14 protein-coding genes are annotated in these 15,839 nt (G+C 70.7%); 6 read left to right on the forward strand and 8 right to left on the reverse strand.

Features of this window, described 5'->3' with window-relative positions; genetic code table 11:
- The first annotated feature begins 28 nt into the window (after nucleotides 1-28).
- From GGQ91_RS15635 to GGQ91_RS15655, 5 genes are read left to right on the forward strand one after another with little or no spacing between them, the layout of a single operon-like run.
- Nucleotides 29-1,702 carry a methyl-accepting chemotaxis protein gene (locus GGQ91_RS15635; protein WP_043757437.1) on the forward strand — a complete coding sequence of 558 codons (1,674 nt, stop codon included), beginning with the start codon at nucleotides 29-31 and terminating at the stop codon, nucleotides 1,700-1,702.
- A 13-nt stretch (nucleotides 1,703-1,715) separates the two neighbouring features.
- On the forward strand, nucleotides 1,716-3,968 hold the full coding sequence (locus GGQ91_RS15640; RefSeq protein WP_182592332.1) for a hybrid sensor histidine kinase/response regulator: 2,253 nt from the start codon (nucleotides 1,716-1,718) through the stop codon (nucleotides 3,966-3,968).
- Nucleotides 3,965-5,032 carry a chemotaxis-specific protein-glutamate methyltransferase CheB gene (gene cheB, locus GGQ91_RS15645; protein WP_043387373.1) on the forward strand — a complete coding sequence of 356 codons (1,068 nt, stop codon included), beginning with the start codon at nucleotides 3,965-3,967 and terminating at the stop codon, nucleotides 5,030-5,032. Before GGQ91_RS15640 ends, cheB begins: the two co-directional genes overlap by 4 nt.
- Nucleotides 5,029-6,750 carry a response regulator gene (locus tag GGQ91_RS15650; RefSeq protein ID WP_043387375.1) on the forward strand — a complete coding sequence of 574 codons (1,722 nt, stop codon included), beginning with the start codon at nucleotides 5,029-5,031 and terminating at the stop codon, nucleotides 6,748-6,750. The genes cheB and GGQ91_RS15650 overlap by 4 nt, the downstream gene beginning before the upstream one ends.
- Nucleotides 6,743-8,629 carry a response regulator gene (locus tag GGQ91_RS15655; protein WP_182592333.1) on the forward strand — a complete coding sequence of 629 codons (1,887 nt, stop codon included), beginning with the start codon at nucleotides 6,743-6,745 and terminating at the stop codon, nucleotides 8,627-8,629. Before GGQ91_RS15650 ends, GGQ91_RS15655 begins: the two co-directional genes overlap by 8 nt.
- A 486-nt stretch (nucleotides 8,630-9,115) precedes the next feature.
- Here GGQ91_RS15655 and rplQ read toward each other — a convergent pair whose 3' ends face one another.
- The 5 genes from rplQ to rpsM form a co-directional block, all read right to left on the reverse strand.
- The gene (rplQ, locus tag GGQ91_RS15660) at nucleotides 9,116-9,526 is read right to left on the reverse strand and encodes a 50S ribosomal protein L17 (protein ID WP_043355049.1); all 411 of its coding nucleotides are present in this window, start codon (nucleotides 9,524-9,526) and stop codon (nucleotides 9,116-9,118) included.
- A 200-nt stretch (nucleotides 9,527-9,726) separates the two neighbouring features.
- Nucleotides 9,727-10,746, reverse strand: a complete 1,020-nt coding sequence (locus GGQ91_RS15665) for a DNA-directed RNA polymerase subunit alpha (RefSeq protein ID WP_010686165.1) — start codon at nucleotides 10,744-10,746, stop codon at nucleotides 9,727-9,729.
- 108 nt (nucleotides 10,747-10,854) lie between these two features.
- Nucleotides 10,855-11,727 carry an MBL fold metallo-hydrolase gene (locus GGQ91_RS15670; RefSeq protein WP_182592334.1) on the reverse strand — a complete coding sequence of 291 codons (873 nt, stop codon included), beginning with the start codon at nucleotides 11,725-11,727 and terminating at the stop codon, nucleotides 10,855-10,857.
- Between the two features lie 34 nt (nucleotides 11,728-11,761).
- Nucleotides 11,762-12,151 carry a 30S ribosomal protein S11 gene (gene rpsK, locus GGQ91_RS15675; protein WP_010686167.1) on the reverse strand — a complete coding sequence of 130 codons (390 nt, stop codon included), beginning with the start codon at nucleotides 12,149-12,151 and terminating at the stop codon, nucleotides 11,762-11,764.
- A 172-nt stretch (nucleotides 12,152-12,323) separates the two neighbouring features.
- The gene (gene rpsM, locus GGQ91_RS15680) at nucleotides 12,324-12,692 is read right to left on the reverse strand and encodes a 30S ribosomal protein S13 (protein WP_010686168.1); all 369 of its coding nucleotides are present in this window, start codon (nucleotides 12,690-12,692) and stop codon (nucleotides 12,324-12,326) included.
- 252 nt (nucleotides 12,693-12,944) lie between these two features.
- On the opposite strand from rpsM, the gene GGQ91_RS15685 reads away from it, so the two are divergent.
- A complete protein-coding gene (locus GGQ91_RS15685) occupies nucleotides 12,945-13,301 on the forward strand; it encodes a hypothetical protein (RefSeq protein ID WP_043757444.1) in 357 nt (118 codons plus the stop codon).
- Nucleotides 13,302-13,338: 37 nt separating this feature from the next.
- Here the strand turns inward: GGQ91_RS15685 and GGQ91_RS15690 are convergent, their stop codons facing one another.
- The 3 genes from GGQ91_RS15690 to secY all read right to left on the reverse strand — a co-directional run bounded on the left by GGQ91_RS15690 (nucleotide 13,339) and on the right by secY (nucleotide 15,783).
- Entirely contained in the window at nucleotides 13,339-13,569 is a 231-nt protein-coding gene (locus GGQ91_RS15690) for a hypothetical protein (RefSeq protein ID WP_043757447.1), read from the reverse strand.
- A 94-nt stretch (nucleotides 13,570-13,663) separates the two neighbouring features.
- Nucleotides 13,664-14,266, reverse strand: a complete 603-nt coding sequence (locus GGQ91_RS15695; RefSeq protein WP_043355040.1) for an adenylate kinase — start codon at nucleotides 14,264-14,266, stop codon at nucleotides 13,664-13,666.
- A 170-nt stretch (nucleotides 14,267-14,436) separates the two neighbouring features.
- Complete coding sequence (gene secY / locus GGQ91_RS15700) at nucleotides 14,437-15,783, reverse strand: preprotein translocase subunit SecY (protein WP_043387379.1); 1,347 nt, start codon at nucleotides 15,781-15,783, stop codon at nucleotides 14,437-14,439.
- Nucleotides 15,784-15,839: the final 56 nt, after the last annotated feature.

Genomic DNA, 15,839 nt, shown 5'->3' on the forward strand with positions numbered 1-15,839 from the left:
CCTGCCCCAACCGGAGCCCTCCCCGCCCGTGTCGCTCTCGATCGGAAAACGCATCCTTCTCGGCTTCTTCGCCATCACCGCCGTGGTGGTGGCGCTCGGGCTCTACGCCCTTGAGCAGATCGGAGCGGTGCGCGACACGACCGACGCGATCGTCCGGCGGGACATGACGGTCCTGCGCCAGCTCGACGATCTCGGGAACGAGGCGCGCGATCTCGGTCTCCTGCGCCGCACCGCCGTGATCGGGATGCTGATGCAGGCTCAGGGCCGCCCGGCCCAGACCGGCGAGACCCTCACGGCCTGGCGCCAGACCGCGGCCCAGGTGGAGAACCGGCTCGCCACGACGATCCAGCTCGCCGGCGAGTACCGGGCGCAGGGCATTTCCGCCGAGCGCATCGCGGCCTGGGACCGCATCGCCGCCGCGGCGAACACGGTCCAGGGCTTCTTCCGCGAGGTCAAGGCCCAGGGCGAAGCGCAGTTCGCCGCCATCGCCCAGCAGGATGTCGCGGCGGTCGAGGCCCGCAACGCGGAGATCAGCCGCCTGCAGGCGCCCTTCCTCGACGGGATCAAGAACCTCCGGTCGCAACTCGACGGCAGCATGGCCCTGGGCCAGCGCGCCGCGCAGGCGGTCTACGAGCGCTCGCGCCTCTCGATCTACCTGACCCTGGGCGCCTCGGTGCTGCTGGCGCTTCTGATCACGTGGCTGATCAGCCGTGCGGTGGTGCGCCCCCTGGAGTCGGTCATGGCCTTCGTCGCCCGCGTCGGCGAGGGCGACCTGTCCGGCCAGCTGACGGCGGGCGGCCGCGACGAGATCGGTCAGCTCTCCGCGCGTCTCAACACGATGGTTGCGGGTCTGTCGGATCTGGCGCGGACCAACCGGGCGGCGACGGCGGACCTGAACGCGGCGGCGGCGGAGATCCGCGCCTCGGCGCAGGAGCAGGCGGCCTCGGTGGAGCAGCAATTCGCGGCGGTGCAGGAGACGGCGGCCACGGTCGACGAGATCACCCATTCGGGCGCGCAGATCAGCAAGCGGGCCACCGAGGTGATCGCCACCGCCCAGGCGACCGCGCAGACCTCCCGCCAGGGCCTGCGCGCCGTGTCCGACACCGCCAAGGCCATGGAGGCGATCCGCGAGCAGGCGGAGGCGGTGGCCGGCAACATCGTCAGCCTGTCGGAGAAGACCCAGACGATCGGCGACATCATCGAGACGGTCAACGACATCTCGGAGCGCACGCACCTGCTGGCGCTCAACGCCGCCATCGAGGCGGCGGCGGCCGGCGAGAGCGGGCGCAGCTTCGCGGTGGTCGCTTCCGAGATGAAGCTCCTGGCCGATCAGGCCAAGGCGGCCACCGGCCAGGTGCGGGGGATCCTGGGCGAGATCCAGCGGGGCATCAACACCTCGGTGATGCTCACCGAGGAGGCGGTCAAGCGCGCCGCCGCCGGCAAGACGCGCTCGGACACGACGCAGCGGACCATCGAGGAGATCACCGCCCGGGTGGAGGAGAACGTCCAGACCTTCCAGCAGATCGTCGCCTCGACCAACCAGCAGCAGCTCGGCATCGAGCAGGTGATGGGTGCGCTCCAGAACATCCGCCAGGCCAGCCAGCAGACCGCGGCCGGCACCCGGCAGGTCGAGGCCGCCTCCGCCAACCTCACCGAACTCGCCCAGGCCCTCATGGCCCTCGCCGAACGCTACCGGAACTGAGGCGGCGCGCCCCTTGGCCGAGGACATCCGCAAGCTCCTGCTCGCCGCCTTCGATGTGGAGCATCGGGAGCACGTCACGGCGATCCGCGGGGCGCTCGGCAGCGCCACGCCGGATTGGAACGACGTCTTCCGCCGGGCCCACAGCCTGAAGGGGGCGGCGCGCGCCGTCGACCTCCCCGCGGTCGAGGCGGTCGCCCACCGCCTCGAGACCCTGTTCGAGGGCGTGCGCACCGGCGCCACAGCCCTCGACCGCGAGGCGGCCAACGCCGTCCACCTCGTCCTCGACCGGATCGAGTCCTACGTCGCCGGCCTCACGGACGGGGCCGGCCCGGAGATGCCGCCCGATGCCCTGGCGGCGCTCGGGCGCCTCCTCGATCTGCCCGGGGAAACGCCGCCGCCCGGCCCGGCGTCGGCTCCGGCCCCGAGCCCGCCCGACATGCCGGCGGCCCCGCCATCGGCCCCGTCACCGACCCCGTCACCGGCCGCGCCTGCGCCGAAGCCGGCCCCCGAGCCGGCCGAAGCCTCCGCCGCCATCCTGCGGGTGCCGGCGGACGCCGTCGAGGCGCTGGCCCGGGCGAGCCACGATCTGGCCAGCACCCTGGCGGGCCAAGCGCCCGCAGCCGACGGCCTCGCCCGCCTCGCCCGCCTCGCCCGCGACCTGCGCCTCGGCGCGGAGACCCTCGCCGCCGGGGCCGGCGCGGAGCGGCCCGAATGGCGCGCCTTCGCGGCCCGCGCCGACGCCTTCGCCCGGGAGGCCGCGGATCTGTCGCGGCGCCAAGCTTCCGCGACCAGCGCGGTCGAGGGGGCGGCGACCCGCGTCCGGGCCGCCGCCGAGCGCCTCGCCCTGGTGCCGGCCGAAACCGTGCTGGCGCCGCTGGCCCGGTCGCTGCGCGAGACGGCCCGGGAGCAGGGCCGCGAGGTCGATATCGACCTGCGGGGCCTCGACCTGCCGGTGGAGCGCGGCACGCTGCAGGCCCTGAAGGATCCGCTGCTCCACGCCCTCCGCAACGCCCTCAGCCACGGCTGGGAGGCGCCGGAGGTGCGGCGCGCGGCCGGCAAGCCGGAGGCCCTGGGCCTCGGGCTCGCGGTCGCAGTGCAGGGCTCCCGCCTGCAGGTCACCGTCTTCGACGATGGGCCCGGGCCGGACCTCGCCCGGATCGAGGCGGCGGCCCGGGCCCGCGGCCTCCTCGGCCCCGCGGCCGCCGCCGACCCGGAGACCCTGCTGCGCCTCGTCTTCGAGCCCGGCTTCTCCACCGCCGAGGCGGTCGATACCCTGTCGGGGCGCGGCTACGGCCTCTCGGTCGCCGCGGACGCCGCCCGCCAGCTCATGGGCAGCGTCCGCCTGGAGCCGCGCGATCCGGCCGGCACCGCCCTGATCTTCAGCCTGCCGCTCTCGGCGGCCCGGCGCAGCCTGCTGCTGGTCGAGGCGGCCGGGCGCAGCTACGCGCTGCCGGGGGGCGCCGTGGAGCACCTCCTGCGCCTCAAGCGCGGCGAACTCCCGGTCGCGATGGGACGGACGATCCTGCGGCTCGGTGAGGGGGATGCGGCGACGAGCCACCCGGTCACGGACCTCGCCGCGATCCTCGGACAGTCGGCCGATCCCGCCGATCCCGGCATGCTGACCGCCGTGGTGCTGCGGACCCGCGGCGGCCGTCTGGCCCTTTCGGTCGATCGTCTGCACGACGTCCGTCCGTTCCTGGTCCTGCCCGCGCCCGCCTTCGGGGCCGATCCGGGCCTGATCGCCGGCACGGCGGTCCTGCACGGGGACGTGCCGGTCCTGGTCCTTGATCCCGAGGGGATCGCGGTTCGCGCCCTGGCCGGGGCGTCGGGCGGGTCGCTCGGAACGATGGGGCCGGCTCAACGTTCGACGACTCCCGTGTCGCCGCGCGCTTCCGCCCGCGCGACGATTCTGGTCGTCGACGATTCGATCACCACCCGGACCTTGGAGAAGGGCATCTTGGAAGCCGCCGGCTACCGTGTGGTCGTTTGCGTCGACGGGCAGGATGCCCTCGAACGGCTGCGCGCCGAGATCGAGCCCGTGGACCTGGTCCTCGCCGACGTGGAGATGCCACGGCTCGACGGGTTCGGCCTGCTCAAGGCCCTCCGGGCCGACGAGCGCTTCGCCCGGCTTCCGACGATCCTGATGACCTCCCGCGGGGATGCCGCCGACGTCGCCCGGGGCCTGGATCTCGGCGCCGACGCCTACCTCACCAAGCAGAAGTTCGACCAGCGCCAGTTGCTGGATACGATCGGGCAGCTCCTATGACCCCCGTCCGTGTGATGCTCGTGGAGGACAGCCTCGTGGTGCGCGAGCTGCTGCGCCACATCGTCTCCCGCGATCCCCGCCTCGAACTCGTGGCCGCGGTCGCGTCCGGCGAGGAGGCCCTCGACAAGCTCCGGACCGTGCGGCCGGACGTGATCTCGATGGATATCCGCCTTCCGGGCATCGACGGCCTCGAGACGACCCGCCGGATCATGGCCGAGCACCCGACACCGATCGTCGTCGTGGCGGATTCGGTCGAGGATTCCTCGCTGCGCATCTCCATGAACGCGCTGCGGGCCGGGGCCCTGTCGGTGGTCGAGAAGCCGGTGGCCACGACCCATGCCGGCTATGAGGGCGTGGCCGGCGAGATCTGCACGCAGCTGCGGATCATGGCCCAGGTTCCGGTCATCCGCCGCCGCCCGATCGGCACCGAATGGGCGGGCCGTGCCGTCGCCGCGCCCCACGCGCCGCCGGCCGAGCTGACCGGGCAGGCCCCGAGCCTCCTGGGCATCGCCGCCTCGACGGGCGGCCCCCCGGCGCTGGCGCGGGTGATCGGCGCCCTGCCCCAGGATTTCCCGCTGCCGGTGCTGGTGGTCCAGCACATGGGGGCGGCCTTCATGGACGGGTTCGCCAGCTGGCTCGACAGCGTCGTGACCCTGCCGGTGGCGCTGGCCCGGGACGGGGAGCGGGCCGAAGCCGGCCGCGTCTACGTGGCCCCGGGCGACCGCCACCTGGAGATCGGCTCCGGCCGGATCCTGCGGGTGATCGATTCCGCGCCGGTCTCGGGCCAGCGCCCCGCCGCGACCGTGCTGTTCCGGTCCATGGCCCGGCAATCCGGAGCCTCCGGCATCGGCGTGCTGCTCACCGGCATGGGCGAGGACGGAGCCATCGGTCTCGCCGACATGCAGAAGGCCGGCGCCCAGACCGTCGCCGAGCATGAGAGCACCGCGGTCGTCTACGGCATGCCGGCGGCGGCTGTACGGCTCGGGGCCGCCCGGGCCGTTCTCCCCCTCGACCGAATCGCCGACCACGTCCTGCGCCTCGTGGACGGGGGGGCTCGGCCGTGATCGAGGCCGGCACGGTTGAGGTGCCGGCCCGGATCCTGCTCGTCGAGGATTCGGAGACGCAGGCCCTGGAGCTGCGTCTGCTCCTGGAGGCGCACGGATTCGCCGTGGAGCGCTGCGCCTCCGCCGAGACCGCCCTCGACCACCTCAACCGCAGCCAGCCCGATCTCGTGGTGGCCGACTATCACCTGCCGGGCATGAACGGCGACGAGCTGATCCGGCAGATGCGCCTGTCCCTGCGCACCCGGGCCCTCCCCGTCCTGATGCTGACCGGCGGCAGCGGGGGCGAGCGTCAGGGCCTCGAGAGCGGCGCCGACGCCTACCTGCCGAAATCCGCCGATCGCGACCTGATGATCCTGCGGATCCGCGCCCTGCTGCGCGAGCGTCGCCCCGCAAGCGAGGGCGAGGGCCCGGGTGCGGCCGCGTTCCGACGCGGGCGGATCCTGGTGATCGACGGGAGCGCGACGTACCGGACCTTCCTCGCCGGCCTGATGGGCCAGGACGGCCATCACGTGGTCAGCGCCGACGGGCCGGACGCGGCGCTGGCCGCCCTGGACGCGGCGGCCGGCGCCGAGGCCTTCGACTGCGTGACGGTCGATCTCCTGGGCCACGCCTATGACGGCCTCGCCCTGTGCCAGGTGATCAGCGAGCGGCGCTCCGGCCAGGCGGCGGGTGCGGGCTTCCACCTCGTCGGGATCGCCGGCAGCGATCCGGCCAAGACTTTCCTCGTCGAAGCCTACGCGGCCGGGGCCGACGACGTGGTCTCGAAGACCGATGCCGAGGTCCTGGCGCTGCGGGTGCGCGGCTTCGTGCGGCGGCGCCTGCTGGAGGAGGATGACCGGCGCATCGCCGGCCAGTTCGGCGAGCGCGAGCGGGCGGTGGAGCGCGCCCGCGCCGAGGCCGAGGCGGCCGAGGCGCGGGCCGGCCTCGCCGACGCCCTGGAGCGCGCCAACCGCGACCTCGCCGACGCCAATCGCCAACTCACCGAGGCGCAGTCCAAGCTCGTCCAGGCCGCCAAGATGGCTTCGCTGGGCGAACTGGTGGCCGGCATCGCCCACGAGATCAACAACCCGCTGGCCTTCATCCTGGCCCATCAGGGCACGGTCGAACGCCTGCTCGGCGAATTGCCGGATGCCGCGCCGGACGCGGCCGCCCGCGCCGTCGACAAGGCCCGGCAACGGGTCGGCTCGATGCGGATGGGGCTGACCCGGATCCAGGATCTCGTGCTGAACCTGCGGAAGTTCTCGCGCCTCGACGAGGGCGAACGTGCCCTGGTCAACGTCCCGGAGGCGATCGAGACGGTGCTGGCCCTGATCCAGCACAAGCTCGGCGACCGGATCGCCGTGGAGCGCAGCTTCGCGGGGCGCGCCGAGATCCACTGCACCCCGGCGCTGCTCAATCAGGTGGTGATGAACATCCTGGGCAACGCCGCCGACGCGATGCCGGAGGGCGGCACGATCCGGATCACGACCCAGTCGAGCCCAGAGTTCGACGAGATCCGTATCAGCGATACCGGTCCCGGAATCCCGGATACGTTGCGGGAGAAGATCTTCGAGCCGTTCTTCACGACGAAACCGGTGGGGTCCGGTACCGGTCTGGGTCTTGCGATTGCATACAGCGTCGTTCAAGCGCATAGCGGCTCGCTCACCGTGGAGACGGCCCCGGGTGGGGGAGCCTGCTTCGTGATCGGGATCCCGCGGCAGGCGCCAGTGCATGAGTGACGGTACGGCAGGTGTAGGGACGATCCTGGCCGTCGACGACGAGCCGGATATCCTGATCGCCCTGGAGGACCTGTTCGAGGAGTCCTACCGGGTGCTGACGACCTCGCGCCCCGCGGAGGCGCTAGAGATCCTGCGCGCCGAGCCCGACATCGCCGTCGTGCTCTCCGACCAGCGCATGCCCGGCCTGACCGGCGACGCGCTCCTCGCCGAGGCCCGGACCTTTCACGACGCGCAGGCGATCCTGCTGACCGGCTACGCCGACATCACCGCGGTGATCGCTGCCCTCAACCGCGGCGGCATCGTCGGTTACGTCACCAAGCCCTGGGATGCCGGCCTGCTGCGCTCCACCGTCCGGCAGGCCTTCGAGCGCCATAGCCTCGGCCGGGACCTCGCCACCGAGCGGGCGCTCCTGCGCGGCCTCCTCGACCACGCCCAGGACGCGATCAGCTTCAAGGACGCCCAGGGCCGGTTCGTGCGGCTGAACGCCCGCAAGGCCGCCCTCCTCGGCCACGACATCGCCGCCTGCCTCGGGCGGCGCGAGGGCGAGCTCCTCGGCCCGAAGGCGGCCCCGGTGACGGCGGCGGACGAGGCGGCGATCCGCTCCGGGGTGGTGGCCGAGAGCCTCATCAGCGATGGCCCGACGGGGGCCGAGCAGTGGAGCCACGTGACGCGCGTGCCGATCCGCGACGCCGGCGGCGCGATCAGCCACCTCGCGATGATCGAGCGCGACGTGACCGAGCAGCGGACCCTGGAGGCCCGGCTGCGGCAGTCGGACAAGATGCAGGCGCTGGGCACCCTCGCGGGGGGCATCGCGCACGATTTCAACAATCTCCTGACCGCGATCCTCGGCAGCCTCGAACTCGCCGCCCCGAAGGTTGCCGACCAACCGCGGGTCCAGCGGCTGATCGAGAACGCCCGCGGAGCCGCCGAACGCGGCGCGTCCCTGACGAAGCGCCTCCTCAGCTTCAGCCGTGCCCACGACCTCCAGGCACGGGCCGTCGACGTGAACACCCTGATCACCGGGATGAGCGACCTGTTCGGGCGCAGCCTCGGCGGCCTCGTCACGGTCCGGACCGACCTCGAGGAGGGTCTTGCGGCGGTCCAGGTCGATCCGGACCAGCTCGAACTCGCCGTGCTCAACCTCTGCATCAACGCCCGGGACGCCATGCCGGACGGGGGCGCCATCACGGTGGCGACCCGGCAACTCAGCATCGGCGGCGATCCCGAGATCGCCGACGGCACCTATCTGGGCATCAGCGTCACCGACGAGGGCACCGGCATACCGGAGGAGATCCTGCGCCGGGTCTGCGAGCCGTTCTTCACAACCAAGGCGGTCGGCCAGGGGACGGGGCTCGGGCTCGCCATGGTGTTCGGCCTCGCACAGCAATCCAAGGGCCGGCTGGTGATCGACAGCGTGGTCGGGCGCGGTACCCGTGTCGAGCTGGCTCTGCCCTTCGCCGACCAAGCCCCCGAGCAGGCCGCCGAGGCGTCCGGTGCCGCCCCGGTCGCCGGCCGGCGCGCCCGCGTCCTCATCGTCGACGACGACCCGCAGGTGCGGCACGTGACGGCCTCCTTCCTGACCGGATTCGGCCACAGCACCACGGAGGCCGGCGATGGCGAGGCTGCGCTCCGGCTTCTCCAGGGGGACCGCTACGACATCGTCGTGGCCGATCTGGCCATGCCCGGCATGAGCGGCATCGAGCTGGCCGCCGAGATCCGCGACCGGGATCCGCACATGCCGGTCCTGATCCTCACGGGCCACGCCGATGCGATGCAGATCCCCGATGACCTGCCGGTGCTCGCCAAGCCGTTCCGCTCGGCCGATCTCGCGGCCCGAGTCGCCACGCTGCTGGAGGGTGCGGTCGGGACCTCCGTCTGAGGGGGGCTTGCAACCAACCGGTTGCCGGCTCATTCTCTCTCCGTGGAGCCCGATGGCTCCGGGTTACGAAGAGGAGGTGGACCATGAGCAATCACGGCATCTTCCCGCGCCGCAGGCGTGACAACGATCTGGACCAGGACGGTCCACCGGACGAGTTCCGGCAGGGATAGGGGTTTTCGGAACGCGGCGCGGTCGAGTTCCCGGTCCGTCCGATACGGGCCGCCAGGGCGAGCTCCCGCGACCATCCGAGACGTGGACCCTGCTACAGACCCGTCGGCGCGAGCCGGCGGGTTTTTTTATGACTTGCGCATCGTCATCGCGAGCGGAGCGAAGCGACCCAGGGACACGCGACAGCCTGAGACCGCGCGCTGCCTTGGATTGCTTCGCTCCGCTCGCAAGGACGCGGACGCGAAACGCAAGAAGCCGCCCCGGATGAGCCGGGACGGCTTCTCAGACATCGGGAGCGTCGGAACGCCCTTCGAGGTATCAGGCGGCCTCGGCGACCTGGCTCGGACCGGAATCCTTGCCGCGGGCCTCGACGTCGCGATCGACGAACTCGATCACGGCCATCGGGGCGTTGTCACCCTGGCGGAAGCCGGCCTTCATGATGCGGCAATAGCCGCCCGGACGGCCCTTGTAGCGCGGGCCGAGCACGGTGAAGAGCTTCTTGACCATGTCGGCATCGCGCAGCTGCGCCATGGCGAGACGCCGGGTGTGAACGCTGTCGATGCGGCCGAGCGTGATCAGCTTCTCCACCACCGGGCGCAGATCCTTGGCCTTCGGCAGGGTCGTGATGATCTGCTCGTGCTTGAGCAGAGCGACCGACATGTTGGCGAACATCGCCTTGCGATGCTCGGCGGTGCGGTTGAAACGGCGGCCGCGATAACCGTGACGCATGGTGCTGGCTTCCTTTTCGTCTCGGCCGCCGTGCCACGGTACGGCCGGGTGCCCCGAAATCGGGGCGGTTGATTCCGCATGACCCTGCGGCGGGATTCTTCCGGGACCTCGCGTCGGCTCGGCGAAGTCCCGGGTCTGGACCGGCCAAACCGACGGCGCCGTACAGCGCCGCCCCGTTCAGCCCGAGGCGGCTTCGCCTCTCAGTAGTGCTCCTCGAAGCGCTTGGCGAGGTCCTCGATGTTCTCCGGCGGCCAGCCGGGGATGTCCATGCCGAGGTGCAGGCCCATGCCGGCGAGCACTTCCTTGATCTCGTTGAGCGACTTGCGGCCGAAGTTCGGGGTCCGCAGCATCTCGCCCTCGGACTTCTGGATGAGGTCGCCGATATAGACGATGTTGTCGTTCTTCAGGCAGTTCGCCGAACGGACCGACAGCTCCAGCTCGTCGACCTTCTTGAGCAGCGCCGGGTTGAAGGGCAGCTGCGGCGCGAGCGGCGCGGCCTCTTCCTTGCGCGGATCCTCGAAGTTCACGAAGACCTGCAGCTGGTCCTGGATGATGCGGGCGGCATAGGCCAGCGCATCCTCCGGCGAGACCGCGCCGTTGGTCTCCACCGTCATGGTGAGCTTGTCCTTGTCGAGATCCTGGCCCTCGCGGGTCGTCTCGACGCGGTAGCTGACCTTGGTGACCGGCGAGAACAGCGAATCGACCGGGATGAGGCCGATCGGGGCGTCCTCGGGGCGGTTGCGCTCGGCCGGGACGTAGCCCTTGCCGGTGGCCACCGTGAACTCCATCCGGATCTCGGCGCCGTCGTCCAGCGTGCAGATCACGAGGTCGGGGTTCAGGATCTGGATGTCGCCGACCGTGCCGATGTCGCCGGCCGTGACGAGGCCCGGGCCGGTCTTGCGCAGGGTCATGCGCTTGGGCGCGTCCGTCTGCGAGCGGATGGCGATGGTCTTGATGTTGAGGACGATGTCGGTGACGTCCTCGCGCACGCCGGGGATCGACGAGAACTCGTGCAGCACACCGTCGATCTGCACCGAGGTCACGGCCGCGCCCTGGAGCGACGACAGGAGCACCCGGCGCAGGGCGTTGCCCAGCGTTGTGCCGAAGCCGCGCTCGAGCGGCTCGGCGACGACGGTCGCGACCCGCTTGGGGTCGTCGCCGGTCGTGACCTGCAGCTTGTTCGGCTTGATCAGTTCCTGCCAATTCTTCTGAATGACCACGATCCTACCTCTCGTCCATGCCCGGGATCCGCGACGCCCGTTCCCGCGCTTCGGCCGTTCGGCGCCGCCCCTTGGCGCCCCGAACGGTCCCTGAATCCGTGTTTGCCGTTACTCGCCGCCGACCCAGAGTGCCGGAACGAAGCTGTATCCCGCCCCGTCCCGATCCACGTAGCCGAGCGCCGGGAATTCGAGATGCGAGCCGGCGATGAAGGTCCGCTCGCTCGCCACCGCGTCCATGATCTTCTTGCGCGTCTCCCGCGCCTGATCTCCGTCGACGTCGAAGCCCACACCCGCCTGCGGGTTCTTGAACTGGATCGCCGGCAGGTGCACCACATCCGTCCACATCAGCAGCGACTGTCCACCGGAGACGATGCGGAAACCGCAATGGCCCGGCGTATGGCCGGGCAGATGGAGCGCGGTGATGCCGGGCAGAACCTCGCCACCCCGATGCTCCCGCATCCGCTTGGCATAGGGCGCCACGGCCTTCCGGGCGCCCTCGAAATACGGCTTGGCCGCATCCGGCGCCCGCGACAGGGCCTCGTCCGGCAGCCAATGGGCCGCCTCGTCGGCGTGAACCACGATCTCGGCGTTCGGGTATCGGGCCGCACCGTCCTTCACGAGCCCGCCCACATGGTCGGGATGCAGGTGGGTGACGAGAATGGTTTCGATCTCCTCCGGCTTGACGCCCGTGAGCGCCAGCGCCGCGCCGGCCCGGCCAAGGGTCTCGGCCGGAGCCAGATCGCCATAGCCCGTATCGATCAGCACCGGCTTGCGGCCGGCGCCGGTGATCAGGAAGGCGTTCAGCGTGATCTTGGGCTGCTCGGTGCGGAAGCCCGCCACCTGTAGCCGCCCGGCCTCCTCCTGGGAGATCCCCGTGACGAGATCGAGGCTGGCCTGAAACCAGCCGTCGTTGAGCGCGGTGACCGTGAGGTCGCCGAGGTTCCAACGCAGCACGCCCGGAAGCGGCTTCGATCCCGTCATGAGCTTCTCCGTCAAAAGGCTTCTCCGGCGCGGATCAGACGCGACGACGCTTGCGCGGCCGGCAGCCGTTGTGCGGGATCGAGGTGACGTCGCGGATCGACGTCACCGTGAAGCCCGCGGCCTGGAGGGCGCGCAGCGCCGACTCGCGGCCCGAACCGGGACCCGACACCTCGACCTCGAGGGTGCGCATGCCGTGCTCGGCGGCCTTGCGGCCGGCATCCTCGGCGGCAACCTGGGCGGCGTACGGGGTCGACTTCCGCGAGCCCTTGAAGCCCATGGCGCCGGCGGACGACCACGAGATCGTGTTGCCCTGCGCGTCCGTGATGGTGATCATCGTGTTGTTGAACGAGGCGTTCACATGGGCGACGCCCGACACGATGTTCTTGCGCTCGCGGCGGCGGACGCGTTGCGGTTCCTTAGCCATCTGTTCTCACTCTTCCTTCAGGCACGCCCGTAACACCAGGCGCTCGGGATTCTTCTTGGGACTTGGCCGCTTGGCCCGTGCAGGGCTGGCGAGCCAGGGCCGGGCGCCTCATGGGACGCCCAGCGGGACGGAATGGAGGCCGAGCGAAGCCCGACCTCCCGATCCCAAAAGATTACTTCTTCTTGCCGGCGATCGGCTTCGCCTTGCCCTTGCGGGTGCGGGCGTTGGTGTGGGTGCGCTGGCCGCGGACCGGCAGCTGCTTGCGGTGACGCAGGCCGCGATAGGCGCCGAGATCCATCAGGCGCTTGATGTTCATCGACACTTCGCGGCGCAGATCGCCTTCGACCAGGTAGTCGCGGTCGATCGTCTCGCGGATCGAGAGAACCTCGGCGTCGGTCAGCTGGTTGACCCGACGTTCGGCGGGGATGTTCACCTTCTGGGTGATCTCCTCGGCCTTCTTTGCGCCGATGCCGTGGATGTACTGAAGCGCGATGACGACGCGCTTGTTGGTCGGGATGTTGACGCCTGCGATACGGGCCACGATCACTCTCCATGTCAGGCCCGGGGATCCGGGCAGGTGTCGCGCGCGTCCGGTGGAGGCCGGCCCATGCGCACGTGAAACGACGACGCGGCCCGCGGGCGGCCCTGGACAGGGCACCTCGGACCATCGTTCGGTTGGACGAAGGAGGGCCTGCTAGCGCGCGGGCGGCCCGATGTCAACGACCGTCAGGCATGGCCGCGTCCCGTCATGCGCCGCGTGCGGGACCCGGGTCGAGATGATCGAGGAGCCAAGATGGCGGTTCTGACCAGCGACGGCGCAACGCTCCGGGCCTTCGCCGATTCGGTGTTGCGGGCCGCCGAGGAAACCCTGGACGAGGTCCTGCCGGTGACGCTCGCGGTCATCGGCGGCATCCTCGCCGAAGCGGAGCCCGGCTCCGTGGCGCTCCAGAGCGCGGATGACGGGCCGCCCCTGCTCTGGGCGACCTTCGCCGGGCGCCGCATGGTCTTCCGCTACAACCCGATGACGGCGATGATCGAGCTGCGCATCGGCACCGACGAAGGCTACCCGTTCCGCCTGTTCGGCCACCGCTCGCTTCAGATGGATATCGCCAACTTCTTCGGAAGCCTGCGTCGCGAAGGGCGGATCTGATGCATCGTCCGGGGCGCTGCGAGTCGGCAGCCGCGTCTCAGCGGAAGCCCTGGTTCCGCAGCCGGCAATAGCCGCCCATATCCTGATAGCCCGCGGGGCAGCGGCGGGCGCAGGTCCCCGCCACATACTTGAGCGGCGGCCGGCAGGCATGGCGGAAGCGCTTCTGCCCGTACACGAAGGATTGGGCGGGGCTCTGCGCGAAGGCCGGCAGAGGGGGGAGTGCGACCGCGAGGAGGAGCGTCGCGGTGGCGAAGAGGCGGAGGGTCATGGCGATTCCGATCCGGGATGCGCCTCTCAACCCACTGACCACGCCTCGGGTTCACGTCCGCGCGCCACCGAGCGGTCGGCGCGCGGCGATCGACTCAGGAGGCGACGCGCTCCTCGTGCGGCTCCAGCACCGCCATCAGGTCGGCCGTGACCTTGTCGATCGGCTGCATGCCGTCGATGGTCTCCAGCATGCCCTGCTTGGCGTAATAGGCCGACAGCGGGGCCGTCTGGGCGCGATAGGCCTCGAGACGCTGCTTGAACACCTCCGGGGTGTCGTCCTTCCGCACCGCCTGGCCGCGGGCCAAGGTCTCGGCGGCCCGCTTCTCGATGCGGCCGACCAGGGCGTTCTCGTCGACCTTCAGCTCGACCACCGCGGAGAGGCCCATCCCCTTGCCGGCCAGCATCGTGCCGAGGGCCTCGGCCTGCGCCACCGTGCGCGGGAAGCCGTCCAGGATGAAGCCGCGGCGGGCATCCGCCTCCTCGATCCGCTCGGCGACGATGCCGACCACGATCCGATCCGAGACGAGACCGCCGGATTCCATCACGGCCTTGGCCTCGAGGCCGATCGGCGTCCCGGCGGCTACGGCCGCCCGAAGCATGTCGCCGGTGGAAAGCTGCGGGATGCCGAAGCGCTGTACGATCCGCTCGGATTGCGTCCCCTTCCCCGCACCGGGCGGCCCGAGCAGAATGATACGCATGGCGTTGTCCTCGTTCGGCCCACTCTCTCTGTGGGCACAAGCCGTGGTGGCGAAGCCTCCCTGGCATCGCCGGGTTCGGGGTCTTCTAGCCGGTCAGGGCCCGACAGGCATCCAGACCTTTGGGCCAGAGGCGGGCGTGTCCTTGGTGACGGCCCGCCTCTGTAGCAGGCTCAGCGCCGGCGTTGCGTGGTTGAGGCGCCACGCAGCTTGGCCTTCTTCACGAGGCCCTCGTACTGATGGGCCATCAGGTGCCCGTGGATCTGCGCCACGGTGTCCATCGTGACCGAGACCACGATCAGCAGCGACGTGCCGCCGAAACCGAGGCTCGCCGCCGCGTAGGACGACAGGATCTCCGGGCACAGGCACACCAGCGTCAGGTACAGGGCGCCGATCACCGTGATGCGGGTCAGCACCTTGTCGATGAACGCCGCGGTGCGCTCGCCCGGCCGGATGCCCGGGATGAAGCCGCCATGCTTCTTCAGGTTGTCGGCCGTCTCCTGCGGGTTGAAGACCACCGCGGTGTAGAAGAACGTGAAGAAGATGATCAGCGCCGCGTAGAGCACCATGAACAGCGGGGTGCCGTGGCCGAGATAGGCCGTCACCGTGCCGAGCCAGCCGGTGGCGCCGCCATTGGCCGAGAAGCTCGCGGCGGTCGCCGGCAGGAGCAGAAGCGACGAGGCGAAGATCGGCGGGATCACGCCCGAGGTGTTGAGCTTGAGCGGCAGGAACGAGGTCTGGCCCTCGTACATGCGGTTGCCGACCTGGCGCTTCGGGTAGTTGATCAGGAGGCGGCGCTGGGCGCGCTCCATGAACACGATGAAGTAGACGAGCGCCACGGCGGCGACGCCGACGCCCAGGATGATCGCCGGGGACAGGGCACCGGTGCGTCCGAGTTCCAGTGCGCCCGCGATCGCCACCGGCAGGTGGGCGACGATGCCCGCGAAGATGATCAGCGACGAGCCGTTGCCGATGCCGCGCGAGGTGATCTGCTCGCCGAGCCACATCAGGAACAGGGTGCCGCCGGTGAGCGTGATCACCGTCGAGGCCAGGAAGAACGGCCCCGGATCGATCGCGGCCGAGGAGCCCTGCAGGCCGATGGCGATGCCCCAGGACTGCACCAAAGCCAGCACCACCGTCAGGTAGCGGGTGTACTGGTTGATGACCTTGCGGCCGGACTCACCCTCCTTCTTCAGCGCCTCCAGGCTCGGGATCACCGAGGTCAGGAGCTGCACGATGATCGAGGCCGAGATGTAGGGCATGATGTTCAGGGCGAAGATCGCCATGCGCTCGACCGCGCCGCCCGAGAACATGTTGAACAGGCCCAGCACGCCGCCCGATTGCTGCTGGAAGTTCCGGGCGAACTGCTCCGGGTCGATGCCGGGGATCGGGATGTACGTGCCCAGCCGGAACACCACGAGGGCGCCGAGCGTGAACCAGATGCGCTTCTTCAGCTCATCGGCCTTGGCGATCGCACCGAAATTGAGGTTGGCGGCAAGCTGCTCGGCGGCTGAGGCCATAAGCGTCGCGTCCTGGACATGTCGCCGGGCGGTGGAGCCCGGATGAAACGAAAAAC

It is taken from the genome of Methylobacterium fujisawaense (assembly GCF_014138435.1).
Lineage (GTDB): Bacteria > Pseudomonadota > Alphaproteobacteria > Rhizobiales > Beijerinckiaceae > Methylobacterium > Methylobacterium fujisawaense.

Bases quoted from the DNA above. Each gene is read 5' to 3' on its own strand.
- cheB (WP_043387373.1), top strand. From the start codon at position 3,965: ATGACCCCCGTCCGTGTGATGCTCGTGGAGGACAGCCTCGTGGTGCGC.
- GGQ91_RS15655 (WP_182592333.1), top strand. From the start codon at position 6,743: ATGAGTGACGGTACGGCAGGTGTAGGGACGATCCTGGCCGTCGACGAC.
- rplQ (WP_043355049.1), bottom strand. From the start codon at position 9,526: ATGCGTCACGGTTATCGCGGCCGCCGTTTCAACCGCACCGCCGAGCAT.
- GGQ91_RS15670 (WP_182592334.1), bottom strand. From the start codon at position 11,727: ATGACGGGATCGAAGCCGCTTCCGGGCGTGCTGCGTTGGAACCTCGGC.
- rpsK (WP_010686167.1), bottom strand. From the start codon at position 12,151: ATGGCTAAGGAACCGCAACGCGTCCGCCGCCGCGAGCGCAAGAACATC.
- GGQ91_RS15685 (WP_043757444.1), top strand. From the start codon at position 12,945: ATGGCGGTTCTGACCAGCGACGGCGCAACGCTCCGGGCCTTCGCCGAT.
- GGQ91_RS15690 (WP_043757447.1), bottom strand. From the start codon at position 13,569: ATGACCCTCCGCCTCTTCGCCACCGCGACGCTCCTCCTCGCGGTCGCA.
- GGQ91_RS15695 (WP_043355040.1), bottom strand. From the start codon at position 14,266: ATGCGTATCATTCTGCTCGGGCCGCCCGGTGCGGGGAAGGGGACGCAA.
- secY (WP_043387379.1), bottom strand. From the start codon at position 15,783: ATGGCCTCAGCCGCCGAGCAGCTTGCCGCCAACCTCAATTTCGGTGCG.